This window comes from Streptomyces sp. NPDC046805 (genome assembly GCF_040645355.1).
Classification (GTDB): Bacteria; Actinomycetota; Actinomycetes; order Streptomycetales; family Streptomycetaceae; genus Streptomyces.
Genome location: NZ_JBEYYC010000015.1, coordinates 169,156 through 193,958 on the forward strand (window position 1 = coordinate 169,156; position 24,803 = coordinate 193,958).

A 24,803-nucleotide genomic window follows, 5' to 3' on the forward strand; every position below is an offset into this window, starting at 1 on the left:
CAGCACACGACTCCGAGTGCCCCACAGAGCTCGTGAAAAACGCCGACGAGAATTGGCCGACCGCCTGACAGGAGTATTCCGAGGTCAGCGCGGCGGGCCGGTCGGGAAATCGGGACGATTTCCGCGAATCACCGGCCGAATGGCACCTTGTTTCACGGATCGGGAACGGCTAGACGAAACATCGTCCGATGACGTTTCGTATAAACTCCGCTTACATGGCAGAAGGTTGGCGCCCGCGGTCCTGTTCCCTGCCGTCAAGGTGACGTGCGGCAGGCCTCAACCGCGCCTCGCTCACCGACCCGGGCCCCACCTCGCCATTCCCGTCGAGCTGACAGCGCTGTCCGCCCCCTCCCTCGCGCCGCCGCGCCTGTCGAACGAGAGGCGACCCACCATGCCACTGCACGTCCCCCCTGCTCCCGCGCCCGCACTGCGCTCCGTCCACACGGCCCTCGGTTCCCCCACCGCGGTCCGCGAGGCCCGTACCCCCTCGCTGCGCACCGCCCCAGGACCCGTCACTCCCGAACTCCCGCTCCCCGTCCACGTGCTGGACCGGATCACGCCCGAGGGCCTGTCCGCCACCCGGCTGACCGGGTGGCGCTTCCTGATCCGCTGCGGCGACCGCGCGGTGGCGGCGGCCGAGACCAAGCTGACGCCGGACGGCTGGGCGTTCGGGCACTTCTTCGAGGGCCCGTACATCACCTCCACCGAACGGGCGCTGCGCCACGCGGAGGCCATGCAACAGCCGTACCAGCCACGTCTGCTGTCGGTTCCGGGCCTGTACATGCTCACGCTGTGGCTGCACGGGGACATCACCGCGGACGGCGCCGAGGGGCATCCGGAGGCCGCCGACCTGCTCGTCCCGCTGGCGCCGGCGCCCCCGGGCATCGCGGCCCACCAGCCGCTGCGGGTGGCCGAGTTGCTGCCGGTCCTGACCCATCGGGTGAGGCCCGCTCCCACGGCCGGCCCCGCATCCGGCGCCGTACCACTGCTCGGCTCGCCCGCCTGAACCACGCGTTCCGAACCGGTCGTTCGTCCCGTGCCCCGCCCCCGCTTCCGGGGGCGGGGCACGCCATCGGGTGCCTGGGGTGCGCCGTCGGTCGCCGAGGCGTGCCGCCGGTTGCCGGAGGCATGCCTCCCCCGGGCCGTCCCGTGCGGACTAGCCCCATCCGGCCATGGTGAACCACCCGAAGTGGCCGCCCAGTTGGGTTGAACCATCCGCGTGGGCGATGCGTCATCAATCTGTGAAGAGGCGGTGCCGCGAAATACCTGCGGATCGACGCCCGGAGGGCAACACTGGGTTCCGACTAACCAATCGCAAACGGGGGACGGACATGACCACGACACAGCGAAAGATCCCACCCATGTGCCAGCACCAACCGCCCTGCCCGACAGCCGAATCCGCCGACCGGGAGTCCGCCCGCCTCGTGGCGCACCACCCGGAACAGGGGTGGAGCCTGCTGTGCAACGGCGTTCTGCTCTTCGAGGACACAGGTGAGCTGCTGCCCGACGGGCAGATCATCGCCCCGCACCGCCCGCTCGGCGCCGACCAGGTGATGACGGCCGCCTGAGCACGCCCCCGGGCGGTTCCGCAGCACCGCCCGGCGACTTGAGGGGCCGGCCCGCACGGATCAGGGTGCGCACCGGCCCCGACGTGTGTCCGGACGCGGCTACTCCGCGTGGTCAAGCCATGCCGAGGGCGTACACACGGACGGGAATGCCGGGCCGGCGCGAGAGCCCACGGCCCGGTCCGCGCGACCGCGGCCCGGCCCGTTGACTGGTCCCGGGCGCGCGAGAGGAGTGTGATGGAAGGAGCCCTGCGAGCAGAGCCGTCCGCGGGAGACGCCCGCGGGCCCGTGCGGAGATCGGTGACACCATGTCCGGTGACGACGCCTCGGTGGCCCCTCGTGTCGTGGCCGGGGTGAGCGGCTCCCTGGGCAGCGTCACCGCGCTGTACCGGGCCGCCGCGGAGGCCCGGCGCCGGGGTGCCGAGCTGTGGCCGGTGGTGGCCTGGGAGCCGCCCGGCGGCGATCTCGCGGTGCGGCGCTTCCCCGCGTCCTGCCTGGTGCCGGAGGAATGGCAGCGCGTCGCCACGGAACGGCTCCTCTCCGCCCTCGACGACGTCTTCGGCGCGGTCGGCCCCGATGTCCCGTTGTGCGCCCTCGTCGTACGCGGCAGCCCTGGCCATGTCCTGGTGGAGACCGCGTCCCGCGAGGACGACCTCCTGGTCGTGGGCACGGGACGGCGCGGCTGGCACCGCGCATTCTCGGGCTGGGTGTCGCGCTACTGCCTCGCCCATGCCGTCTGCCCCGTCCTCGCCGTGCCCCCGTCCCCGCTGGAGTCCGACCTGACGGCGGTGCACCGGCGCATCGCCTGGCACCGGCGGATGGACCCCCGGCAGGTGCTGAAGGGGGACAAGGGGTTCCCCGCCTGATGGCGTCAGCCGCCGTGCCGTCTCGACCGCCAGGGTCGTATCGACCGTCAGCCGTCAGGGTCGTATCAAGGTGCCGGGGAACCACGCCGTGCCGTCTCTCGCGCGGTCTAGCGTCGGAGGTATGCAGCACCGGGACGACGCACTGCACGACGTGGCCGGCGCACATCCGCGGAACATGCGCCCCGTGGTGGACGACCGCTGCTGGGCCCGTGACGTGGTCAGCGCGGTGCGCTGCGCCACCGCGCTGCTCGGCATGCTGTTCCTGATCGACTGGGCCGCCGGCGACCTCACGTGGTGGCGCGGCGTCCTGTGGGTCGTGCTGGCGGTGCTGCTGTTCCTGGTCCTGCTCCCGGCCCGCGTACGCGCCGGCGAGGGCTGGCTGTCCTGCCGACGGCTGGTGCGCACCCGCGAGGTCCGCACCGACCTGCTGGTGTCGGTGCACTGCCCGGACAGCGTCTCCCGGCGGCTCGTCCTGCGGGACGCCCTCGGCGGGCGGACCGAACTCGACCCCCAGGTGCTGCTGGACAACCCCGCCCTCTGGCACCGCCTCGACGAGGACGCCCGGAAGTCCGCGGCGTCCGGGACCCTGCGGTGCGGGACGACCGCACTGCGCCGCGTCTCGGAGCACATCGACCGGGAGACGGCGCTGAACGTGTTCCGGGCGTCCGGCCTGCGGTAGCAGACGCCGGAAGCAAGCGCCGCCGAGCCGGCCGCCCCGGGCACGGCCGACGGATCGGCAGGCGTCGTACGACGTGACGCTCGGTGTCCGTCGCCGGCGCGGGCAGCCCACGCCCCCGTACGGCCCAACGCCCGCCGATAGCACTCCTGCCAGCGCCTTGTGATGCGCGTTCCTCATGCGCCGGGCCATTCTTAACGCAAGATTGATGCCCACCGCTCCCTGATCCGTGGGCCTGTGCGTCACTCTCCGCTTACGCTGGTGCCGCCGTCCGCGCGATGGCCGACATACACTGCGCCACACGTCAGGAGCACCCCGATGGCCACGACGGAACACCCCGCATCCAGCCGCCTGCGCGCCTGGATGCTGGAGGGGCTGTCCGACATGGGCAAGGGGGCGGGGCCCGGCGGGCCGCACGTCGAGCCGGAGGCCGTGCACAAGGGCCAGCCGTGGTGGCGGGTGATGTGCCTGACGGGTGTGGACTACTTCTCGACCCTCGGCTACCAGCCGGGCATCGCGGCCCTGGCGGCCGGTCTGCTGTCCCCGCTCGCCACCATCGTGCTCGTGATCGTCACCCTGGCCGGCGCCCTGCCGGTCTACCGACGGGTGGCGGAGGAGAGCCCGCACGGCGAGGGCTCGATCGCGATGCTGGAACGGCTCCTGCCGTTCTGGAAGGGCAAGCTGTTCGTCCTGACGCTGCTGGGCTTCGCGGCCACCGACTTCCTGATCACCATCACCCTCTCGGCGGCCGACGCCTCCACCCACCTGGTGGAGAACCCGCACCTGACCGACGTTCTGCACAACCAGCAGATGCTGATCACCCTGATCCTCGTGGCGCTGCTCGGTGCGGTCTTCCTCAAGGGCTTCCTGGAGGCGATCGGCGTCGCGGTGGCCCTCGTGGCGACCTATCTGAGCCTCAACGCCGTCGTGGTGGTCGTCGGGCTGTGGCACGTCTTCACCGCCGAGCACCTGGTCACCGACTGGACCAACGCCCTGACCATGCAGCACGGAAACGTTCTGGCCATGATCGGCGTGTCCCTGCTGGTCTTTCCGAAGTTGGCGCTCGGTCTGTCCGGCTTCGAGACCGGCGTCGCGGTCATGCCACATGTCACCGGCGACCCGGGCGACACCGAGGAGAGCCCGAAGGGCCGTATCCGCGGGACCAAGAAGCTGCTCACCACCGCCGCGCTGATCATGAGCGTCTTCCTGATCACCACCAGCTTCATCACGACGATCCTCATCCCGGCCAACGAGTTCAAGCCCGGCGGACCGGCCAACGGCCGCGCACTCGCCTATCTCGCGCACGAGTACCTCGGCAACGCCTTCGGCACGGTCTACGACCTCTCGACCATCGCCATCCTGTGGTTCGCCGGCGCCTCCGCGATGGCCGGTCTGCTCAACCTGATGCCGCGCTATCTGCCCCGCTACGGCATGGCCCCGCACTGGGCGCGCGCGGTGCGCCCGATGGTCATCGTCTTCACCCTGATCGCCTTCCTGGTCACCTGGGTCTTCGACGCCAACGTCGACGCGCAGGGCGGCGCCTACGCCACCGGCGTGCTGGTGCTGATGTCGTCCGCGGCCATCGCGGTGACCCTCGCCGCACGCCGGGCCGGTCAGCGCGGCTGGACCATCGGCTTCGCGATCGTCGCCGCGGTCATGCTGTACACGACGATCACGAACGTCGTCGAGCGGCCCGACGGTGTGAAGATCGGCGCCTGCTTCATCGCCGGCATCATCCTGCTCTCGCTGCTGTCCCGGCTGACGCGTGCCTTCGAACTGCGCGTGACCAGCGTGACGATGGATCCCCTGGCGGAGCGGTTCATCCGGGACATGGCCAGCCGCAGGATCCGCTTCATCGCCAACGAGCCCGACCGGCGCGACCTGGCCGAGTACCGCGACAAGCTGGAGCAGATCCGCGCCGACAACGACATGCCCCCGCACGACGACTTCGCCTTCGTCGAGGTCACCGTCCGCGACCCCTCCGAGTTCGAGGCCGGCCTGAACGTGCGCGGCGAGGTCCTGCACAACCGCTACCGCGTGCTGACCCTGGACTCCACCGCGGTCCCCAACGCCCTGGCCGCGCTCCTCCTCCACGTCCGCGACGCCACAAACTGCACCCCGCACATCTACTTCGAGTGGACCGAGGGCAACCCGCTGGCCAACTTCCTGCGCTTCTTCCTCTTCGGCCAGGGCGAGGTCGCCCCGGTCACCCGGGAGGTCCTGCGCGAGGCGGAGCCGAACCGCTCCAGGCGCCCGCGCGTGCACGTCGGCTGACCCGCCCTCGGATCAGTCGGCGTACGGCTGCTCGTCCGCGTCGCCCCCGCCCCCTCGATGGCGGACCGAACCCCCGCCCCGACCGGATTCCGCGCGGAAAGCGACGCCGGAAACGCGAGGTAACGCTATATCGCGTTATACCCAACGGCCAACCCCACGTGCACAGTTCCCGCCCGGGGGACCTATCGTGACCTGCATGCAGTCCTACACGATCGGCCAGGCGGCACGGCTGCTCGGCGTGAGCCCGGACACCGCTCGGCGCTGGGCCGACGCGGGCCGGATGGCAACCCATCGCGACGAGTCCGGGCGGCGCCTCATCGACGGCAAGGACCTCGCCGCCTTCTCGGTCGAGCTCGCCCAGACGGGAGCGGGCGAGGAGGAGGTCTCGTACACCTCGGTCCGCAACGCCTTCCCCGGAATCGTCACCGCGATCAAGCTCGGCGACGTCGCCGCCCAGGTCGAGATCCAGGCCGGCCCGCACCGGCTGGTCTCCCTGCTGACCCGGGAGGCCGTCGAGGACATGGGCCTGAAGGTCGGCATGGAGGCCACCGCCCGCGTGAAGTCCACGAACGTACACGTCGACCGCGCCTGAGCGCGCCCTGCGGGGAGCCTGAGGCGTGACACCCTGCGGGGAACCCGCTTTGTGACCCGCGGGGAAACGGACTCCCCGTCGCGCACAGCGCGCATACGCGTACGCCTCCGCGCGCGTGCGCCTTGACGCACGTACGCCCTTACGCACACACGCCTTTACGGCACCGCCGCCGCAGCCACCGACTCGGGGCCGGGCGCGGCCGGTGCCGACTCCCGGCACCGGTAGGCCCCGTCCACCCGGATCGCGTTGATGCCGCTGATGTGCCGGCCGCCGCAGCGGTCCTGCGGGAGCACCAGTTGGGGTCCCGTCAGATCGAGCGGGGCGTCGTCGATGCTGACGCCCAGCAGAACGGGCGCGTCGGCGAAGTCCGGGTCGATCTCGGCCCAGGACAGCAGGGCGTGATGGCCGTCCGTACCGATGACGGCGACGAGGAAGCGCAGCCGGTCCTTGCGCCGGGCCGGATCGAAGCCGGGGCCCGCGTCGGCCAGCACGTCGTACAGAAGCGGACCGGTGAACCAGTGGTGCTGCGTCCCGCTGGTGGCGCACTCGAAGGCCACCCGAACTCTGTGCTGCGGCCAGCCGAGCAGATCAGGCACGGTCAGGCGGCACGGCTTGGCCAGGTCGCCGGTCAGGGCGAGTTCCGCGAGCGTCACGGGCGACCACCTCCGGAAATGACGGTACCCGGGTGGCGCATCCTTGAAAACGCATATGCAAAACCGATCCCGCGATTGATCTAGCTGATGCAATTGGGTATAGGGCTTACGCCTTGCAGATGCGCAGGTACTATCGATTTTGCGGCCGTACCCCGGTCGTGGAAGGGCCCGCCAGCTTTTCCCGAAGAACCAGAGGAGTAGATCCGTGATGACCCGTTCCGCGCGCCGGACGCGACGCATGCTGCAGGTGGCCGGCCTGGGAGCCGCCGCCGCGATAGCACTGAGCGCCTGCTCCTCCTCCGGCGACTCGTCCGCCAAGTCGGACGCGTCGCCGAAGTCGAACTCCGCGGCCTCCGCGTCCCCCAAGCTGTCCGGCACCGTGACGGTCTTCGCCGCCGCCTCGCTCAAGGAGAGCTTCACCAAGCTGGGGCACGAGTTCGAGCAGCAGCACCCGGGCACCAAGGTCACCTTCAACTTCGGCGGCAGCGACGCCCTCGCCGCGAGCATCACGAGCGGCGCGCCCGCGGACGTCTTCGCCGCGGCCAGCCCGAAGACCATGGGCGTCGTGACGGACCACAAGGACGCGGTCGGCACGCCTGCCACCTTCGTCCGCAACCAGCTGGAGATCGCCACCCTGCCGGGCAACCCCGACAAGATCTCCTCCCTGAAGGACCTGACCAAGCCCGGCCTGAAGGTCGTCCTGTGCGACAAGACGGTGCCGTGCGGCGCCGCCGCCCAGAAGGCCCTGGAGGCCAGCAAGCTCAAGCTCACCCCGGTCTCCTACGAGCAGGACGTCAAGGGCGCCCTGAACAAGGTGGAGTTGAAGGAGGCCGACGCCGCGGTCGTCTACAAGACCGACGTGAAGTCCGCGGGCAACAAGGTGGAGGGCGTCGAGTTCCCCGAGTCCACCAAGGCCATCAACGACTACCCGATCGCCCTGCTCAAGCACGCGCCCAACCCCGAGGCGTCCAAGGCCTTCATGGCGCTCGTACAGTCCGCCGAGGGCCAGAAGGTCCTGAACGAGGCCGGGTTCCTCAAGCCGTGACCGACGTCGGCAAGTCCGGTGCTGCGGCCGCCACCCTCACGGGCGGTCCGCAGCGCCGGCGCGTGCGGTCCGGTCGGCGCGGGGCGCCGCTGCCGCTGCTGGCCCCCGGCATCGTGGCGCTGGCGTTCCTGCTGCTGCCCCTGCTGGCCCTGCTCGTGCGGGCCCCATGGACGAGCCTGCCCGCTCAGCTGACCAGCCCCGACGTCTGGCAGGCGCTCCAGCTGTCCCTGATCAGCGCGACCGCTGCGACGGCGGTGAGCCTGGTCCTGGGCGTGCCGCTGGCGTGGCTGCTGGCCCGTACCGACTTCCCCGGCCGGGGTTTCGTGCGGGCGCTGGTGACCCTGCCGCTCGTTCTGCCGCCGGTGGTCGGGGGTGTGGCTCTGCTGCTGGCGCTCGGCCGCAACGGGATCGTCGGGCAGTGGCTGGACGCCTGGTTCGGGATCACGCTGCCGTTCACCACGGCGGGCGTCGTGGTCGCGGAGGCCTTCGTCGCGATGCCGTTCCTCGTCATCAGCGTCGAGGGCACCCTGCGCGCCGCCGACCCGCGCTTCGAGGAGGCGGCCACCACCCTGGGCGCCTCCCGCTTCACCGCGTTCCGCCGGGTCACCCTGCCCCTGATCGCGCCGGGCATCGCGGCGGGCGCGGTCCTCGCATGGGCCCGTGCGCTCGGCGAGTTCGGCGCGACCATCACCTTCGCGGGCAACTTCCCCGGCCGTACCCAGACCATGCCGCTGGCCGTCTACCTCGCCCTCCAGAACGACCCCGATGCGGCGATCTCCCTCAGCCTGGTCCTGCTGGCGGTGTCGATCGCTGTGCTGGCGGGCTTGCGGGACCGATGGGTGACGGCATCATGACCCCCGACACCATGGCCGCCACCCGCACCGCCCCGCCGGCCCACGCCGCCACACCCGGACCTCGTACGACCGCGTCCGCGTGCGGCGGCTTCGCGGTCGCCGCGCCGGGGCGGCCGCCGCTCCGCTCGACCCCTGGATGTGCACTTCATGACCGACATCGACGACACCACGGACGGGCTCGTCACCGCGGGCGGCGTGCGCGGGGACGGCCTCGACGCCCGGCTCGTCGTCGAGCGCGGTTCCTTCCGCCTCGATGTCGGGCTGAGTGCCGCACCGGGGGACGTCGTCGCGCTCCTCGGTCCCAACGGCGCGGGGAAGACGACGGCCCTGCGGGCGCTCGCCGGCCTCGCCCCGCTCACCGGCGGCCATCTGCGCCTGGACGGCCACGCGCTGGACCGTACGCCGCCGGAGTCACGGCCCGTCGGTGTCGTCTTCCAGGACTACCTGCTCTTCCCGCACCTGTCCGCGCTCGACAACGTGGCCTTCGGCCCGCGCTGTCAGGGCACGCCCAAGGCGGAGGCGCGCGCCCAGGCCGCCGCGTGGCTGGACCGCATGGGGCTCGCCGACCACGCGGGCGCCAAGCCGCGACGCCTCTCCGGCGGCCAGGCGCAGCGCGTCGCCCTGGCCCGCGCCCTGGCCACGCGTCCCCGGCTGCTGCTCCTCGACGAGCCGCTCGCGGCCCTGGACGCCCGCACGCGTCTGGAGGTGCGCGCCCAGCTGCGCCGCCATCTGGCCGAGTTCGAGGCGGTCGCCGTCCTGGTGACGCACGACCCCCTCGACGCCATGGTGCTCGCCGACCGGCTGGTGGTCGTCGAGCACGGGCGGGTGGTCCAGGAGGGCGCCCCCGCCGACATCGCCCGCCATCCGCGTACGGACTACATCGCGCAGTTGGTCGGCCTGAACCTCTACCGGGGGCAGGCCGAGGGCCACACGGTCCGGCTGGACACCGGCCCCGCCATCACCACGACGGAGGATCTGTCGGGCTCGGTCTTCGTGGCCTTCCCGCCGGGCGCCGTCACCCTCTACCGCGACCGCCCCGCCGGCTCCAGCGCCCGCAACCTCTGGAGTTGCCAGGTGACCGGCCTGGAGACCCACGCCGACCAGATCCGCGTGGACCTCGGGGGCGAACTCCCCCTCGCCGCCGATCTCACCACGGCCGCGGCCGCCGAGCTCGGCCTGCAGCCGGGGACACCGGTCTGGGCGACCGTGAAGGCGACGCAGACGCACGCCTACCCGGCCTGAGCAGGCGATTACGGCTACGGTGGGGATCACCAGGGGCCAAAACCCCCCAAACCCCCATATCCTGCGAGGCGTTCCCCATGAGCCTGAGCATTCGCAACCAGCTCCCCGGCACCGTCACGGCCGTCACCCCGGGCGAGGCGATGGCCACCGTCAAGGTCGACCTCTCCAACGGCCAGCACCTCACGTCCGCGATCACCCTGGACGCCGCCGAGGACCTCGGTCTCGCCGCGGGCTCATCCGTACGTGCTCTCGTGAAGTCGACCGAGGTCTCCCTCGCCACCGCGCCGGTCGACCACGTCTCGATCCGCAACCAGCTCCCCGGCAAGATCACCGAGATCTCCACCGGTGGCGCCATGGCCTCCGTGAAGATCGCCTTCGGCGGCGGCGAGCTGACCTCGGCCATCACCAAGGAGTCGGCCACCGACCTCGGCCTGTCCGTCGGCTCCCCCGTCATCGCGCTGATCAAGTCGACCGAGGTGTCGCTCGAGACGGCGTAAGGGAACATACGGAGACGCCTGAGGGCTCCCACCCGGACCGGGTGGGAGCCCTCAGGCATGTCATGCGGGGCGCGCTCAGTCCTCGTACGCGTCCGGCGGCGGGCAGGAACAGACCAGGTTCCGGTCGCCGAAGGCCTGGTCGATACGGCGCACCGGCGGCCAGTACTTGTCGGCGGCCGCGACACCGGCCGGGAAGACGGCCTCCTCACGGCTGTAGGCGTGCGCCCACTCGCCGCCGAGCGCCGCCGCGGTGTGCGGGGCGCCCCGCAGCGGGTTGTCGTCCGCGGGCCACTCGCCGGAGCCGACCTTCTCGATCTCCGCGCGGATGGCGATCATCGCCTCGCAGAACCGGTCCAGCTCGGTCAGGTCCTCGGACTCGGTCGGCTCGATCATCAGCGTGCCGGCCACCGGGAAGGACATCGTCGGCGCGTGGAAGCCGTGGTCGATGAGCCGCTTGGCGACGTCGTCGACGCTCACGCCGGTCGCCTTGGTCAGCGGGCGCAGGTCGATGATGCACTCGTGCGCGACCAGACCGCCGGGGCCGGTGTAGAGCACCGGGTAGTGCGGCTCCAGGCGCTTGGCGATGTAGTTGGCGGAGAGCACGGCCACCTGCGTGGCCCGCTTCAGCCCCTCGCCGCCCATGAGACGGACGTACGCCCAGGAGATCGGCAGGATGCCCGCGGAGCCCCAGGGAGCGGCCGAGATCGGTCCCACACCCGTCTCCGGCCCGGCCTCCGGCTGCAGCCGGTGGTTCGGCAGGTACGGCGCCAGGTGCGACCGTACGGCCACCGGGCCGACGCCCGGACCGCCGCCGCCGTGCGGGATGCAGAACGTCTTGTGCAGGTTCAGGTGGGAGACGTCGCCGCCGAAGTGGCCCGGCTTGGCGAGGCCGACCAGGGCGTTGAGGTTGGCGCCGTCGACGTAGACCTGACCGCCGGCCTCGTGCACCTGGGCGCAGATGTCGGCGACGTGCTCCTCGAACACACCGTGCGTGGACGGGTAGGTGATCATCAGCACGGCGAGCTCGTCGCGGTACTGCTCGATCTTGGCGCGCAGGTCCTCGACGTCGATCTCGCCGTCCTCGGCGGTCTTCACGACGACGACCTTCATGCCCGCCATGACGGCGCTGGCCGCGTTGGTGCCGTGCGCGGAGGACGGGATGAGGCAGACGGTGCGCTGCTCGTCGCCGTTGGCGCGGTGGTAGGCGCGCACGGCGAGCAGACCCGCGAACTCGCCCTGGGAACCGGCGTTCGGCTGGAGCGACACCTTGTCGTACCCGGTGACCTCGGCGAGCCGCTCCTCCAGCTCACGGATGAGCGTGAGGTAGCCCTCGGCCTGCTCGGCGGGCGCGAAGGGGTGCATCTGCCCGAACTCGGACCAGGTGACGGGCTCCATCTCCGTGGTCGCGTTGAGCTTCATGGTGCAGGAGCCCAGCGGGATCATGCCGCGGTCGAGCGCGTAGTCGCGGTCGGCCAGCCTGCGCAGGTAGCGCAGCATCGCGGTCTCGGAGCGGTGCTGGTGGAAGACGGGGTGGGCGAGGTAGTCGTCGGTGCGCAGCTGCGCGTCCGGGAGGGTGTCCTCGGTGACGGCGTCCAGCGCCTCGATGTCGCCCTCGACGCCGAACGCGGCCCAGACGGCCTCCAACGCGGCCCGGTCGGTGGTCTCGTCGCAGGCGACGGACACGTGGTCGGCGTCGACGAGGCGCAGGTTGACGCCGCCCTCACGCGCTGCGGCGACGATCTCGGCGGCCCGGCCCTCGGCCTTGACGGTCAGGGTGTCGAAGTAGGCGCCGTGGACGAGCTCGACGCCGCCCTTGGCGAGCCCGGCGGCCAGGATCGTGGCGTAGCGGTGGGTGCGCCGGGCAATGGCCTTGAGGCCCTCGGGGCCGTGGTAGACGGCGTACATGCCGGCCATGACGGCCAGCAGGACCTGCGCGGTGCAGATGTTGCTGGTCGCCTTCTCCCGGCGGATGTGCTGCTCGCGGGTCTGCAGAGCGAGGCGGTAGGCCTTGTTGCCGTCGGCGTCGACGGAGACGCCGACGAGGCGGCCGGGCAGGCTGCGCGCGAACTTCTCGTGCACGGCCATGTAGCCGGCGTGTGGCCCGCCGAAGCCCATCGGCACACCGAAGCGCTGCGTCGTACCGACGGCGATGTCCGCGCCCAGCTCGCCGGGCGAGGTCAGCAGGGTGAGCGCGAGCAGGTCCGCGGCGACGGTGACGAGCGCGCCGAGCTCGTGCGCCCGGTCGATGACCGGCTTGATGTCGCGTACGGCACCGGAGGCGCCCGGGTACTGGATCAGCACGCCGTTGATCTCGCGCTCGGCGAGCTCGGCCGGGATGCCGTCGCTGAGGTCGGCGACGACGACCTCGACGCCGGTCGGTTCGGCGCGGGTCTGGATGACGGCGACGGTCTGCGGCAGCGCGTCCGCGTCGACCAGGAAGAGGCCCTTCTTGTTCTTGCCCATGCGCCGGGACAGCGCCATGGCCTCGGCGGCCGCGGTGCCCTCGTCGAGGAGGGAGGCACCGGAGGTGGGCAGCCCGGTGAGCTCGGCGACCATCGTCTGGAAGTTCAGCAGGGCTTCCAGACGGCCCTGCGAGATCTCAGGCTGGTACGGCGTGTAGGCCGTGTACCAGGCCGGGTTCTCCATGACGTTGCGCAGGATGACGGGCGGCGTGAAGGTGCCGTAGTACCCGAGGCCGATCATCGAGCCGAGGACCTGGTTGCGGTCGGCGAGGGAGCGCAGCTCGGCGAGCACCTCCGGCTCGGTGCGCGCGCCCGGCAGGTCCAGCGCGTCGGCGTTCTTGATCACATCCGGAACCGCGGCGGCGGTGAGCTCGTCGAGCGACCCGTACCCGACCTGCGCGAGCATCTTGGCCCGCGCCTCCTGGTCGGGTCCGATGTGGCGCTGCTCGAAGGGAATGCCGTGTTCGAGCTCGGTGAGCGGAATGCGAGGGGCGGTCATTGCGGAGGCCTCCTGGTCTGACGCGACCTTCGAGGGGCACCCCGGCGCGGGTACCCCGACGGCCTCCCCCTCTGTCATCTCGACCTGAGAGCTTCACCGGGGGCCCGAGGGCTCCGGCTTTCACCGTCGGTGAGAGCGGAAGCCGTCGACACCCGCCCTGCTTTCCAGAGTGACCTCGTCCGTGCGGTACGTGGGCCTGAGAGATTCCGGGGAGGATTTGCTCCTTCGGCGCCTCCGGCGATGCCCGGAGGACTCTCCCGCACGGGGTCAGCAGCCGCTTGCCAGACTACCAGCGAGCTCAACGCCGGCCGCTTCGAGTGGCCGGGTTGCCGAATGTGCTCTTTCGTAGTGCTGACGGATGGTTCGCCTGCGACCAAGAGGAGGGCCCGTGCAGACCGACATCGATCCGCGCAACCTGATCGGCCGCAAGGCGTTCGACCGCAATGGCACCAAGATCGGCACGATCGACGAGGTGTACCTCGACGACGCCACCGGCGTGCCCGAGTGGGCGGCCATACGGACCGGCCTCTTCTCCCGGGACGCCTTCGTCCCCCTCGAACCGAGCGAGCTGATCGAGGGTGCCCTGCGCGTCCCCTTCGAGCGGGCCCTCATCAAGGACGCCCCCGACTTCGGCGTGGGTCGCCACCTCTCCCCGGAACAGGAACTCCAGCTCTACCACCACTACGGCCTCGACGTGGCCGCACCTCCCTCCGTCCCGGACCACGACTTCGGCAAGCTCGCGGGCACGGACGAGGTCTGAGGCCCCGGCACTTCCTCCGCACCCCCGGCCCCCTCCGGAGTCCTCGACACCAACGGCAGCGGATCCGCCGGTTCGAGCTCCGGATCGGCTGTGCGGAAAGTCCGTACGCGCCCGGGTGCCGAGTCCGGTGTCTCGAAGCGCACGGTGACACGGCCCAAGCCGCTGCCCTGCACCCAGCCGTGCCCGTACGCGCTGTGCCGCACGTCGTGCCCGGCGGCCCAGTGCCGCTCGACGCTCCCCGTCCGCTCCTCGACGGGTTCCACCACGGCCTCCCTGCCGTCCCTGCCTGCCTCGCCTTCCTTGCCCTCCTCGGCTGCCACGTCCGCCCGCTCGCCCGCGGCCTGCGCGAACAGGTCCTCCTGTGTGTAGTCGGCGAGTCCCGAGACGCCCACACCCAGCAGGCGCACTCCCCCCGTCGTGTCCACGGCGTCCAGCAGCCGCGCGACCGCCTCCCGCACCACCGCCGGATCGTCCGTGGGCCCACGGAGCGTCTCCGACCGGGTCAGCGTCGAGAAGTCGTACCGCCGCACCTTGAGCACGATGGTCCGCCCGGACAGCCCGGCCCCGCGCAGTCTTCGCACGCAGCGGTCCGCGAGCCGCTGCACCTCCAGCCCCACACGCACCCGGTCGTGGATGTCCACGTCGTACGTGTCCTCGACCGACACCGACTTGGCCTCGCGCTCGGCCACCACGGGCCGCTCGTCGTGCGCCTGCGCCATGGCGTACAACGCGTGCCCGTGCGCCTTTCCCAGCAGCCGTACGAGCTCGTCCTCGCCCGCCTCGGCGAGTTCGCCGACCGTCGTGATCCCGGCCCGCCGCAGATGGTCGCCGGTCGCCGGCCCCACTCCCGGCAGCGTCCGCACCGACATGGGCGCGAGCAGGGCCCGCTCGGTGCCCGGCTCGATCAGCACCAGTCCGTCGGGCTTGGCCTGCTCCGAGGCGATCTTAGCGAGCATCTTGGACGCGGCGAGCCCCACCGAGCCCGTGAGCCCCGTGACGGCGCGTATGTCCGCGCGCAGCCGCACTCCGGCCAGCCGGGCCGACTCCTCGTCCCGGGCCGCTCCCCCGGCCTCCAGATCCACGAACGCCTCGTCCAGGCTCAGCGGCTCCACCAGCGGCGACAGCTCCCGCAGCAGCGCCATCACCTGCTCGCTGATCGATCGGTAGACCCCGAAGCGGGGCACGAGATAGGCGGCGTTCGGCGCCAGCCGGCGTGCCTGGGCCATGGGCATCGCCGAGTGGACTCCGAAGACCCTGGCCTCGTACGACGCGGTGGCCACCACCCCGCGCGGTCCGAGTCCGCCCACGACGACGGCCTTCCCACGCAGGCTCGGCTTGGACGCCTGCTCCACCGAGGCGAAGAAGGCATCCATGTCGAGATGCAGGATCGTGGGCGCGTTTCTCACAACTCCGATGCTGCACCACGCCACTGACAATGCCCCGCGCGCGGCACACGGCACGCGCGCGGCGGCCCGTCACACCGGAGGGCTGCTGTTCACGTTCACCGGAGGGCTACTGCTCAGACGGCCCGGTTGCGGCGCCGCGCAAGCTCGTCCGCGGGGTTGCGCCCGACGAGGGTCTCCCCGGTGTCGATGCGCTCCCCGTGCAACTGGGACAGCGCGTTCTCCACGTCCCGCCAGACCACGCCCACCGCGATCCCGAAGATGCCCTGGCCGCCCTGCAGCAAAGCGTGGACCTCGTCGGGCGAGGTGCACTCGTAGACCGTGGCGCCGTCGCTCATCAGCGTCATGCGCTCCAGATCGCTGAAGCCGCGTTCGCGCAGATGCTGGACGGCGGTGCGGATGTTCTGCAGGGACACCCCGGTGTCCAGGAAGCGCTTGACGATCTTCAGGACGACGACGTCCCTGAAGCTGTACAGACGCTGCGTACCCGACCCGTAGGCGGGCCGCACACTCGGCTCGACGAGGCCCGTGCGGGCCCAGTAGTCGAGCTGCCGGTAGGTGATGCCGGCCGCCGCGCAGGCCGTGGGCCCGCGGTAGCCGATCTGTTCGGATGCCATGGACGCATCCCCTCCGCTGCTCGGCACGACCGTCGGCCGCTGCGGAGCGTGATCGGTCGCGCTGCCGGGATGGGCGTACCCCCCGTTCGAGCGGAGCCGAGAGCTTGAGGGAGGGTACGGGCCGCTCTCCCCGAAACCGGGGGCACCCCCACCCGTACCGTCGCCGCTGCTTCTCACGCCGACCTCCGTCCTTGACCTGCTTCTCGACGGTAGGCAGTCACCAGGGGTGCGTCAACGATCGCCACACTCGCCACGCCGAGTGATAATCACCCTAGGAGTGGTTTTCCGTGCCCCACCGCGGGGAAAGGCTAGCCGAATGCTCTCGTGGAGAGCCGTAGGACGCTCTCACTGGCCGCTGGCATTTGCCGCACTCCGTTCCGTCACAGGCCGGACCGACCCGGCACGGACCTCTCGTCCGCCGGGCCGTCCGCGCGTCTCACTGACTGCTGGTGCCGAAGTCCTCGGGCGAGATCTGGTCGAGGAACTCGCGGAACTTCTCCACCTCGTCCTCTTGCTCATCCGGAATCGCGATGCCCGCGTCGTCGAGCACCGTGTCACTGCCGTAGATCGGCGTTCCGGTGCGCAGGGCCAGCGCTATGGCATCGGACGGACGGGCACTCACCTCGACCCCGCTGGCGAACACCAGCTCGGCGTAGAAGACGCCCTCACGCAGGTCTGTGATGCGCACCTCGGTGAGCTCCTGCCCGACGGCCTCCAGCACGTCCTTGAAGAGGTCGTGGGTCAGCGGTCGTGCGGGGGCCATGCCCTGCTGGGCAAAGGCGATCGCCGTCGCCTCCCCGGGGCCGATCCAGATGGGGAGGTACCGGTCGCCTCCCACTTCACGCAGGAGCACGATCGGTTGGTTGGAGGGCATTTCGACCCGGACACCTACGACATCGAGCTCGTTCACACAGCAACCCTAGGCCGTGCTCGGGACGTTTGGGTAGTCGGGCAGGGAACGGGTGGCCGATCCGGCCCCCGTCACACCCGTCCCGTTCAGGGCAGGCGCACGCCGAGCGCGGTCTTCACCAGGGCCGCGTGGAGCTCGACGGTCAAGGCGGCCAGTTCCTTCGTACGGTCCTGGGCATGGGCCCTGGTCTGCGGATTGCGGTGGCGCTTCAGGGGGGCCACCACCTGGTCGACGAGCCCGGCCTCGCGGTCCGCTGCCGCCTTCATCACCCGAAGGTGGCGCGGTTCGATCCCGAACCGCCCGAGCGCGGTCACGAGCGAGGCCACGGTGACCGCCTCGGCGTCGTACGCCCCGCTCTCCAGCGGAGCGATGAGCCCGTACGACTCCCACTCGTCGAGGGCGCTCTCCTCGATCTCGGCGGCCGCCAGCAGCTCCTCCCGCCCGATCCGGGCCGCCGTGGGCACCTCCGGCGGCTCGGCGGCGGCCCGGCCGTCGCGCTGACGCCCCACGGCCGGCAGCTGTACGGCCTCACCGCGCTCCACGGCGTCGAGGTGCTCGCGGATCACCTTGAGCGGCAGATAGTGGTCCCGCTGCATCCTCAGGACGTGACCGAGGCGCTCGACGTCGCCGGCGCTGAACTTGCGATACCCCGAGGGGGCTCGCTGCGGCTCGATGAGCCCCTCCGACTCCAGGAAGCGGATCTTGGAGATGGTGACCTCGGGGAACTCGCCGCGCAGCACGTTCAGCACCGTGCCGATACTCATCAGCCCACTGTCCCTGGCGGCGGTACCGTTCCCGGCACCGCCGCTCGGTGTTTGAAGCATGGACCTTCCCTGGTGTCCCCTCGGACGGAGTCCGGGGGGTCAGATGCCCTGCCGGCTCGCGTAGAAGACCAGCCGGTACTTGCCGATCTGCACCTCGTCACCGTTCGACAGAGCGACCTGGTCGATCCGCTCGCGGTTGACGTACGTGCCGTTCAGACTGCCCACGTCGGCCACGGTGAACGAGCCGTCCTCGTGACGCCGGAACTCCACGTGGCTTCGCGAGACAGTCACGTCGTCCAGGAAGATGTCGCTCTGCGGATGACGCCCGGCCGTGGTCAGATCGCCGTCCAGCAGGAAGCGGCTGCCGGAGTTCGGTCCGCGGCGGACCACCAGCAGCGCCGAGCCCAGCGGCAGCGCGTCGACGGCGGCCTGCGCCTCGGGGGACAGCATCGGCGCCGCCGTCTGGCCGGTCACCTCGGAGTCGTAGGCCTCGATCCCGGAGATGGAGATCGTGGACGTCGTCTCGGACGGACGCTCCGCGCCCGCACCGGCACGCAGCGGCGCACCACAGTTGGAACAGAAGCGGGCGTTCTCCGCGTTGCGGTTGCCGCACCTTGTACACACCAGGGCCGACATGGACGGATCCTCCTGCCGCGGCTGCCCCGCCGGGGCATTGGACGCGTACGGGTCGGAGCCAAACCCTCCACCCGCACTTGAGGTTGACGGTTGCCCGAAACCTATGCCGCCGGACTGGGCAGGGTCAACAGACGGCGCGCCCTGACCTCCCGAAATGCCACCGCCCGGACGAGCGACCTCGTCACGGAACAGCGGGCGCCGACCCTCTGCGTCGGGCTGTGCGCCATGACGAGCGGTGGCGTTGTCGCCGTCCTCTCGCGCGCTCTTGCCGAACAACTTCCCAAACAACTTCACGGGCGATTCCCCTTGACCGAAACAGACCCGCCCGTGGGGCAGGACGAACCCTGATTCCATACACCGGCCGACCCGGACATCCTCACAACGTCCGTATCCACCAGACAGTTTCCACCACGCACCACCTCTTCGGTGCGCCGACCCCCCGCAACCTCATGCCCCTCCAGGACGCCCCTCATGCACCGCCGGTTCACTGCGAGGACGATCGAGCGTAGTCAGGCTGCTTCGCCCGTCGCAAGGCCTCAATGACGATCTTGGTAGAACCGTCGACGGTCACGGTGGCCTGCTCCTTCTCAAGAGTCTGCACCACACCTCCAGGGATGTTGAGCGCCGGTTCGAGGTCCTGCGGCTTGCCGATGACCTTGAAACGATAGGGAGCCCTGATCTTGTTCCCGTCGACGCTCACGCTGTGGCCCGAGTCCGTCAGGTACGTACCTGCGACGACCCGTACGCCGTTCACCTGGATCGCCTCCGCACCGGCGGCGCGCAGTTCCTGGATCGCGTCGAGCAGCATGTCCGCCCGGACTCTCCCCTTCGTGTCGTCGATCGTCATGGTGATGCCGGGCCCCTGAGCGGCCACGGTGCCCGCCAGAATGCCGAGTTGCCTCTCCTTCTCGGCCGTCTGCTTGCGGGCCTCGGCGGCCTGGTCGGAGCTGCTCTTCAGCTCCTGACTCTGCTTTTCGAGCCCCTGCTTCTCATCCTCAAGACGCTGAGTACGGTCGTCGAGTTCATCGAGGATACGGACAAGATCCTCCTGACGGGCGCCGCGCAGCGCGCTGTCGCTGTCGCTGTTCGACGCCACCTGCACGGCCAGGCCGAATCCGAGGCCGAACAGCAGCAGGGCGACGATGAGTTGGGCCCGGGTGACCCGCGGCGGCCACAGTCCCTTGGCCAGCCGCTGGCGGCCGGTCAGCGCGGACTCGGGCTCATCCGTGGGCGTCGGCGTCGGCTCTGGCGCGGGTTCTGCCTTGTGCCCGTGCTTGTGCTCGGGCTTGTGCTGTCTGTGGTCGGGCTTGTGCTCGGGCTTCCGCTCGGGCGCGCGCTCGGAATCCTGCTCGGCCTCGGGAGCCGACGGGCGCACCTCGGCAGGGAGTTCCCTGCGCAGGTTGGTCTCCGACCGTTCGTTCTCCGGCTGCTTGCTCTCCGACCGCTCGTTCTCCGGTCGCTCGCTCCCCGGCTGCTCGTTCTCGTACCGCTCGTTCTCCGGCTGCTCTTTCTCCGGCCGCTCGTCCTCGTTGCTCATGGATCTCACGCCCGGAACACGTGCCGGCGGATCGCCGCGGCGTTGGAGAAGATGCGGATACCGAGCACCACCACGACGCCCGTGGACAGTTGCGCCCCCACGCCCAACTTGTCGCCCAGGAACACGATGAGGGCGGCCACGACGACGTTCGACAGGAACGAGACCACGAAGACCTTGTCGTCGAATATGCCGTCGAGCATGGCCCGCAGGCCGCCGAAGACGGCGTCGAGCGCCGCGACGACGGCGATCGGCAGATACGGCTCGACGACCGCGGGAACCTCAGGCCGGACCAACAGGCCGGCCACGACTCCCACGACGAGGCCCAGTACGGCGATCACGATGTGCCCTTCTCAGTGCTCGGTTGTGCTGTACGTACGATCACACTCGGTGCGGCGGGCAGCCGGAGGTCGCTCTCCGTGGAGATGGCGGTCCGGATCCCGTAGTTGTCCTCAAGGGCGTGCAGATACAGCCCGTCGGCGCTGTTCTGGAACCTGGTGCTCAACCTGCCCCCGTCCCCCACCGCAAGCACCGTGTACGGCGGCACCAGCGGCTTGTTGTCGACCAGTATCGCGTCACCCGCGGCCCTGATCGCCGACAGGGCGGTCAGCCGTTGCCCGTTGATGGAGACGGCCTCGGCCCCCGAAGCCCACAGCCCGTTCACGACCCGCTGCATGTCACGGTCGCGTACCCGGCCGTTGTCGGAGAAATCGGCGGTCTCCCGGGGGTTGGTGCCGTCGCCGCCCGTGGTGGCTTCCTTCGCGTCGTTCACGACGAGCTTCACACCGGGGCCGTGCACCGCCGTCGCGCCGGACAGGACGCCCACCAGATCCGCCGCCCGCTCGCTGCCGCCGCTCTTCTTCAGCGCCGCCCGCTGGCGGGCGCCGACATCGTTGCGCAGCTTGTCGACGCTGCCCTCCAGACGATCCGCCGACGCCGTCTCGCGGTCGATGCGGTCGATGAGCTCCTGCCGCTCCTTGGCCACTCCAGGGGCCGCCACGCGCGCCTGTGCCGCCCCGACGGTCACGACGAGCCCCGCGAGCACCAGACCGGAGGCCAGGCCGAGCTTCGCCCGGAGGGTCTTCGGCATGCCGCCCTCGCCCTGGGTCTTCTTCCGGGCGGCCTCGGCGTACCCGTCATCCAGGCTGTGATCCATGACATTGGTGATCAACGACATGGAGGCGTCCAAGCGCGGGAGCCGCGAGGGTGTGCTCCAAACGGGGGGTTGCTGCGGCATGTCGCACATCGTCGCACGTCGCCGTCAGTCGCTCCGAACGGCCCCTGTCACGTGCCGGACAGGCCCCCTTGGGGGCACTTGTCCGGCACGCGCGCGTGCAGGGGGTTTTACCGTCCGGCGCTGTCCACGACCTCCGCCCATTCGTCCAGCAACGCCTGTGCGGAGGCGTCGTCCGGCCCCTCCGCCCACAGGTGAGTGACCGCCTCGGCCGGGTCGGGCAACACCATCACCCAGCGACCGTCGGCCTCCACGACCCGCACACCGTCCGTCGTGTCCACGAAACGGTCCCCGGCGGCCTCGACGACCCGGCGCATCACAAGCCCCTTGACCGCCCAGGGAGTCGCCAGGTCACGCTTGAGGACATGCGCCCGCGGGATCCGGGCGTCGATCTGGCTCAGAGTGAGCTGCGTGCGCGCCACCAGCCCGATCAGCCGTACGAAAGCGGCCGTACCGTCGAAGACGCTGCTGAACTCCGGGACGATGAATCCGCCCTTGCCGTCGCCCCCGAAGATGGTCCCTTCCTCCTGCCCCACGCGCGTGAGGTCGTCGGGAGAGGTTGTGGTCCACTCGACCTGGGTGCCGTGATAGGCGGCGACCTGCTCGGCGATCCTGGTCGTCGTCACCGGCAGCGCGACCCGTCCGCTGCGCCGCTCGGCCGCCACCAGGTCCAGCATCACGAGCAGCGCCCGGTCGTCCTCGATGATGCGGCCCTTCTCGTCCACCAGGGACAGCCGCTCACCCACCGGGTCGAACCGCACACCGAAGGCGGCCCTGGACGACGCCACGATCTCGCCGAGGCGCAACAGCCCCGACCTCCGCATGTCGGCCGTCTCGGTCGGCCTGGACTCGTCCAGACCGGGATTGATGGTCAGCGAGTCCACGCCGAGCTTTCCGAGCAGGCTGGGCAGGACGAGCCCCGCACTGCCGTTGGACGCGTCCACGACCACCCTGAGCCCCGACTCGGCTATCCCGGTCGTGTCGACGTTCCGCAGCAGCGACCCGGCGTACGAGTCGTAGACGCTGGACGGGAAGTACAGGTCGCCGATCTCCCCGGGGAACGCGCGCCGGTACTCCTGCCGCGCGAACACCCGGTCCAGCTTTCGCTGGCTCGCCTGCGAGAGGTCGGCGCCCTGCCCGTCGAAGAACATGATGTCGACGGAGTCAGGCACGCCCGGGGAGGTCCGGATCATGATCCCGCCGGCACTGCCCCGCGCGGTCTGCTGCCGAGCCACGGGCAGCGGTACGTTCTCCAGGTCTCGTACGTCGATGGCGCTGGCCTGCAGCGCGGAGATGACCGCCCGCTTCAGCGCACGGGCACCACGGGAGTGGTCGCGGGCCGTGGTGACGGTCGAACCCTTCTTGAGGGTGGTCGCGTAGGCGCCGGCCAACCGCACGGCGAGCTCGGGCGTGATCTCCACGTTCAGGATGCCGGTCACCCCACGGGCGCCGAACAGGTGCGCCTGCCCTCTGGACTCCCAGATGACCGAGGTGTTGACGAAGGCGCCGGCCTCGATGGTCTTGAACGGATAGACCCGCACATTGCCCTGGACGATCGATTCCTCGCCGATCAGACACTCGTCACCGATGACGGCGCCGTCCTCGATCCGAGCCGCGCGCATGATGTCGGTGTTCTTACCGACCACACAGCCTCGCAGATTGCTGTGCTGTCCTATGTACACGTTGTCGTGTACGACGGCCCTGTCCAGGAACGCACCGCTCTTGACGACGACGTTGGACCCGACGACGGAGTACTCCCGGATCTCGGCGTCGGCCTCGACCTTGGCGTAGTCGCCGACGTAGAGCGGCCCGCGGAGAACGGCATCGGGATGTACCTCGGCACCCTCCGCCACCCACACGCCCGGCGATATCTCGAATCCGTCGATCTCGACATCGACCTTGCCTTCGAGGACATCGGCCTGAGCCTTCACATACGACTCGTGCGTACCGACGTCTTCCCAGTAGCCCTCCGCGACATAGCCGTAGATCGGCTTGCCTTCCTTCATCAACTGAGGAAAGACGTCGCCGGACCAGTCGACGGGTACGTCCGGGTCCACGTAGTCGAAGACCTCGGGCTCCATGACGTAGATGCCCGTGTTCACGGTGTCGGAGAAGACCTGCCCCCAGGTCGGCTTCTCGAGGAAACGCTCGACCTTGCCGTCCTCGTCGACGATGGTGATGCCGAACTCCAGCGGATTGGGCACACGCGTCAGACAGACCGTGACCAGCGCGCCCTTTTCCTTGTGGAAATTGATCAGCTCGGTGAGGTCGAAGTCGGTCAGGGCATCACCGGAGATGACGAGGAAGGCATCGTCCTTCAATGCCTCCTCGGCGTTCTTGACGCTTCCGGCGGTACCGAGTGGCTTCTCCTCGTTGGCATACGTGAGCTCCATACCGAGCTCCTCGCCGTCACCGAAGTAGTTCTTGACGAGCGAGGCCAAGAACTGCACGGTTACGACGGTCTCAGTGAGCCCATGCCTTTTGAGCAACCGCAGCACATGCTCCATGATCGGGCGGTTCACCACTGGCAGGAGCGGCTTGGGCATGCTCGAGGTCATGGGGCGAAGGCGAGTGCCTTCACCACCGGCCATCACGACGGCCTTCATGTCGGAAGCGTCCTCCTCCAAGAGACGACGGTCTAGCCGACTTCACCCGTCAAGATTGTCCCGCACTTTTCCGTCGAGGGCCATCGAGCCGCTACGTAGGGGCAATCGCCGAGCTCAATCGGCCATGGCGTCCGCACGGACCAGACGGCGGACTTGAACCACGTAGAGCAGTCCTGCCCACCAGTACAGCGTTGTACCCCAACCGGCGAACGCCCATCCGAAAATGGCAGCGAGTGACGCGATCCATCCGCTTCCGTCACTGAGCAGGAGGAGCGGGAAGGCGTACATGAGATTGAAGGTCGCGGCCTTCCCCAGGAAGTTCACCTGCGGCGGAGGATAGCCATGCCGCCTGAGGATGCCCACCATCACCAGCAGGAGCAGCTCCCGCGCCAGCAGTACAGCCGTCAACCAGACAGGCAGGATCTCGCGCCAGGTGAGACCGACCAGGGTCGAGAGAATGTACAACCGGTCAGCGGCCGGATCGAGGAGCCGGCCGAGGCTGCTGATCTGGTTCCAGCGTCGCGCGAGCTTGCCGTCCAGGTAGTCGCTGATCCCGCTCAACGCGAGCACCAGCAGCGCCCAACCGTCGCTCTTGGGGCCCCCGAACACCGGCCTGAGGATCAACCACAGGAAGAGCGGCACGCCAACGAGACGAGCCATGCTGAGAATGTTCGGGATCGTGAGGACCCGGTCCGTCTGGACACGAGTCTCCTGCACCTCCACCCGGGGGCCTCCTGTGGGAAACGAGCCAACTATGCTCACTGACCTTACCTCAACGCAAAAAAAGCTCTGGCTCTTGGGCAGTAATGCCCAAGAGCCAGAGCTCTAAAAGGAGTTCGGCGGCGTCCTACTCTCCCACAGGGTCCCCCCTGCAGTACCATCGGCGCTGTGAGGCTTAGCTTCCGGGTTCGGAATGTAACCGGGCGTTTCCCTCACGCTATGACCACCGAAACACTATGAAACTGTCAACCGCACCACGCTCTGTGACAAACGTGGGGTTGTTCGTGGTTTCAGAACCAACACAGTGGACGCGAGCAACTGAGGACAAGCCCTCGGCCTATTAGTACCAGTCAACTCCACCCGTTACCGGGCTTCCATATCTGGCCTATCAACC

At 69.9% G+C, this 24,803-nt stretch carries 23 protein-coding genes, 2 rRNA genes and 1 riboswitch; of the genes, 11 read left to right on the forward strand and 14 right to left on the reverse strand.

Annotated features, from left to right (window positions below; translation table 11 throughout):
• Positions 1–391: 391 nt before the first annotated feature.
• From ABZ910_RS18530 to ABZ910_RS18555, 6 genes are all read left to right on the forward strand, one after another.
• Positions 392–1,006, forward strand: coding sequence for a hypothetical protein (locus tag ABZ910_RS18530; RefSeq protein ID WP_361365791.1), 615 nt, complete (start codon positions 392–394; stop codon positions 1,004–1,006).
• A 355-nt stretch (positions 1,007–1,361) separates the two neighbouring features.
• Complete coding sequence (locus ABZ910_RS18535) at positions 1,362–1,568, forward strand: DUF5999 family protein (protein WP_189866979.1); 207 nt, start codon at positions 1,362–1,364, stop codon at positions 1,566–1,568.
• 305 nt (positions 1,569–1,873) lie between these two features.
• Positions 1,874–2,431 carry a universal stress protein gene (locus tag ABZ910_RS18540; protein ID WP_361365794.1) on the forward strand — a complete coding sequence of 186 codons (558 nt, stop codon included), beginning with the start codon at positions 1,874–1,876 and terminating at the stop codon, positions 2,429–2,431.
• A gap of 121 nt (positions 2,432–2,552) precedes the next feature.
• On the forward strand, positions 2,553–3,110 hold the full coding sequence (locus ABZ910_RS18545; protein WP_361365797.1) for a hypothetical protein: 558 nt from the start codon (positions 2,553–2,555) through the stop codon (positions 3,108–3,110).
• Positions 3,111–3,425: 315 nt separating this feature from the next.
• Positions 3,426–5,381 (forward strand): amino acid transporter, encoded by a 1,956-nt coding sequence (locus tag ABZ910_RS18550; protein WP_361365799.1) that lies wholly within the window; start codon positions 3,426–3,428, stop codon positions 5,379–5,381.
• A 196-nt stretch (positions 5,382–5,577) separates the two neighbouring features.
• The gene (locus tag ABZ910_RS18555; RefSeq protein ID WP_361365802.1) at positions 5,578–5,973 is read left to right on the forward strand and encodes a helix-turn-helix transcriptional regulator; all 396 of its coding nucleotides are present in this window, start codon (positions 5,578–5,580) and stop codon (positions 5,971–5,973) included.
• A gap of 155 nt (positions 5,974–6,128) precedes the next feature.
• Here the strand turns inward: ABZ910_RS18555 and ABZ910_RS18560 are convergent, their stop codons facing one another.
• Positions 6,129–6,626 (reverse strand): molybdopterin-dependent oxidoreductase, encoded by a 498-nt coding sequence (locus ABZ910_RS18560; RefSeq protein ID WP_361365805.1) that lies wholly within the window; start codon positions 6,624–6,626, stop codon positions 6,129–6,131.
• A gap of 208 nt (positions 6,627–6,834) precedes the next feature.
• On the opposite strand from ABZ910_RS18560, the gene modA reads away from it, so the two are divergent.
• The 4 genes from modA (at position 6,835) to ABZ910_RS18580 (ending at position 10,264) form a co-directional block, all read left to right on the forward strand.
• Positions 6,835–7,671 carry a molybdate ABC transporter substrate-binding protein gene (gene modA / locus ABZ910_RS18565; protein ID WP_361365808.1) on the forward strand — a complete coding sequence of 279 codons (837 nt, stop codon included), beginning with the start codon at positions 6,835–6,837 and terminating at the stop codon, positions 7,669–7,671.
• Positions 7,668–8,525 (forward strand): ABC transporter permease, encoded by an 858-nt coding sequence (locus tag ABZ910_RS18570; RefSeq protein WP_361365811.1) that lies wholly within the window; start codon positions 7,668–7,670, stop codon positions 8,523–8,525. The genes modA and ABZ910_RS18570 overlap by 4 nt, the downstream gene beginning before the upstream one ends.
• Before the next feature lie 147 nt (positions 8,526–8,672).
• On the forward strand, positions 8,673–9,767 hold the full coding sequence (locus ABZ910_RS18575) for an ABC transporter ATP-binding protein (RefSeq protein WP_361365814.1): 1,095 nt from the start codon (positions 8,673–8,675) through the stop codon (positions 9,765–9,767).
• A 77-nt stretch (positions 9,768–9,844) separates the two neighbouring features.
• Complete coding sequence (locus ABZ910_RS18580) at positions 9,845–10,264, forward strand: TOBE domain-containing protein (RefSeq protein WP_361365817.1); 420 nt, start codon at positions 9,845–9,847, stop codon at positions 10,262–10,264.
• 75 nt (positions 10,265–10,339) lie between these two features.
• On the opposite strand, the gene gcvP is transcribed toward ABZ910_RS18580, so the two are convergent.
• Positions 10,340–13,225 (reverse strand): aminomethyl-transferring glycine dehydrogenase, encoded by a 2,886-nt coding sequence (gene gcvP, locus ABZ910_RS18585; protein WP_361365821.1) that lies wholly within the window; start codon positions 13,223–13,225, stop codon positions 10,340–10,342.
• Positions 13,226–13,399: 174 nt separating this feature from the next.
• A riboswitch (glycine riboswitch) is annotated at positions 13,400–13,495 on the reverse strand.
• Between the two features lie 118 nt (positions 13,496–13,613).
• On the opposite strand from gcvP, the gene ABZ910_RS18590 reads away from it, so the two are divergent.
• A complete protein-coding gene (locus tag ABZ910_RS18590) occupies positions 13,614–13,985 on the forward strand; it encodes a PRC-barrel domain-containing protein (RefSeq protein ID WP_361365823.1) in 372 nt (123 codons plus the stop codon).
• On the opposite strand, the gene ABZ910_RS18595 is transcribed toward ABZ910_RS18590, so the two are convergent.
• From ABZ910_RS18595 to ABZ910_RS18650, 12 genes are all read right to left on the reverse strand, one after another.
• The gene (locus tag ABZ910_RS18595) at positions 13,907–15,391 is read right to left on the reverse strand and encodes a DNA polymerase IV (protein WP_361365826.1); all 1,485 of its coding nucleotides are present in this window, start codon (positions 15,389–15,391) and stop codon (positions 13,907–13,909) included. The genes ABZ910_RS18590 and ABZ910_RS18595 overlap by 79 nt on opposite strands.
• 113 nt (positions 15,392–15,504) lie before the next feature.
• Entirely contained in the window at positions 15,505–16,182 is a 678-nt protein-coding gene (locus ABZ910_RS18600) for a MerR family transcriptional regulator (protein WP_361365829.1), read from the reverse strand.
• A 259-nt stretch (positions 16,183–16,441) separates the two neighbouring features.
• Positions 16,442–16,915, reverse strand: coding sequence for a bifunctional nuclease family protein (locus ABZ910_RS18605; RefSeq protein ID WP_026253112.1), 474 nt, complete (start codon positions 16,913–16,915; stop codon positions 16,442–16,444).
• Between the two features lie 86 nt (positions 16,916–17,001).
• Positions 17,002–17,739: a MerR family transcriptional regulator gene (locus tag ABZ910_RS18610; RefSeq protein WP_361365831.1), complete on the reverse strand. Its 738-nt coding sequence runs from the start codon at positions 17,737–17,739 to the stop codon at positions 17,002–17,004.
• Between the two features lie 39 nt (positions 17,740–17,778).
• Positions 17,779–18,669, reverse strand: a complete 891-nt coding sequence (locus ABZ910_RS18615) for an FHA domain-containing protein (protein WP_361365834.1) — start codon at positions 18,667–18,669, stop codon at positions 17,779–17,781.
• A gap of 130 nt (positions 18,670–18,799) precedes the next feature.
• Positions 18,800–19,852 (reverse strand): DUF881 domain-containing protein, encoded by a 1,053-nt coding sequence (locus tag ABZ910_RS18620; RefSeq protein WP_361365837.1) that lies wholly within the window; start codon positions 19,850–19,852, stop codon positions 18,800–18,802.
• A gap of 5 nt (positions 19,853–19,857) precedes the next feature.
• Complete coding sequence (locus tag ABZ910_RS18625; RefSeq protein WP_003988855.1) at positions 19,858–20,190, reverse strand: small basic family protein; 333 nt, start codon at positions 20,188–20,190, stop codon at positions 19,858–19,860.
• Complete coding sequence (locus tag ABZ910_RS18630) at positions 20,187–21,026, reverse strand: DUF881 domain-containing protein (protein WP_361365869.1); 840 nt, start codon at positions 21,024–21,026, stop codon at positions 20,187–20,189. The genes ABZ910_RS18625 and ABZ910_RS18630 overlap by 4 nt, the downstream gene beginning before the upstream one ends.
• A gap of 167 nt (positions 21,027–21,193) precedes the next feature.
• Positions 21,194–23,689 carry a mannose-1-phosphate guanyltransferase gene (locus tag ABZ910_RS18635; RefSeq protein ID WP_361365840.1) on the reverse strand — a complete coding sequence of 832 codons (2,496 nt, stop codon included), beginning with the start codon at positions 23,687–23,689 and terminating at the stop codon, positions 21,194–21,196.
• A 114-nt stretch (positions 23,690–23,803) separates the two neighbouring features.
• On the reverse strand, positions 23,804–24,412 hold the full coding sequence (locus ABZ910_RS18640; protein WP_361365843.1) for a CDP-alcohol phosphatidyltransferase family protein: 609 nt from the start codon (positions 24,410–24,412) through the stop codon (positions 23,804–23,806).
• Between the two features lie 111 nt (positions 24,413–24,523).
• A 5S ribosomal RNA gene (gene rrf / locus ABZ910_RS18645) occupies positions 24,524–24,640 on the reverse strand.
• Between the two features lie 89 nt (positions 24,641–24,729).
• Positions 24,730–24,803: ribosomal RNA gene (locus tag ABZ910_RS18650) — 23S ribosomal RNA — on the reverse strand; the annotation flags it as partial.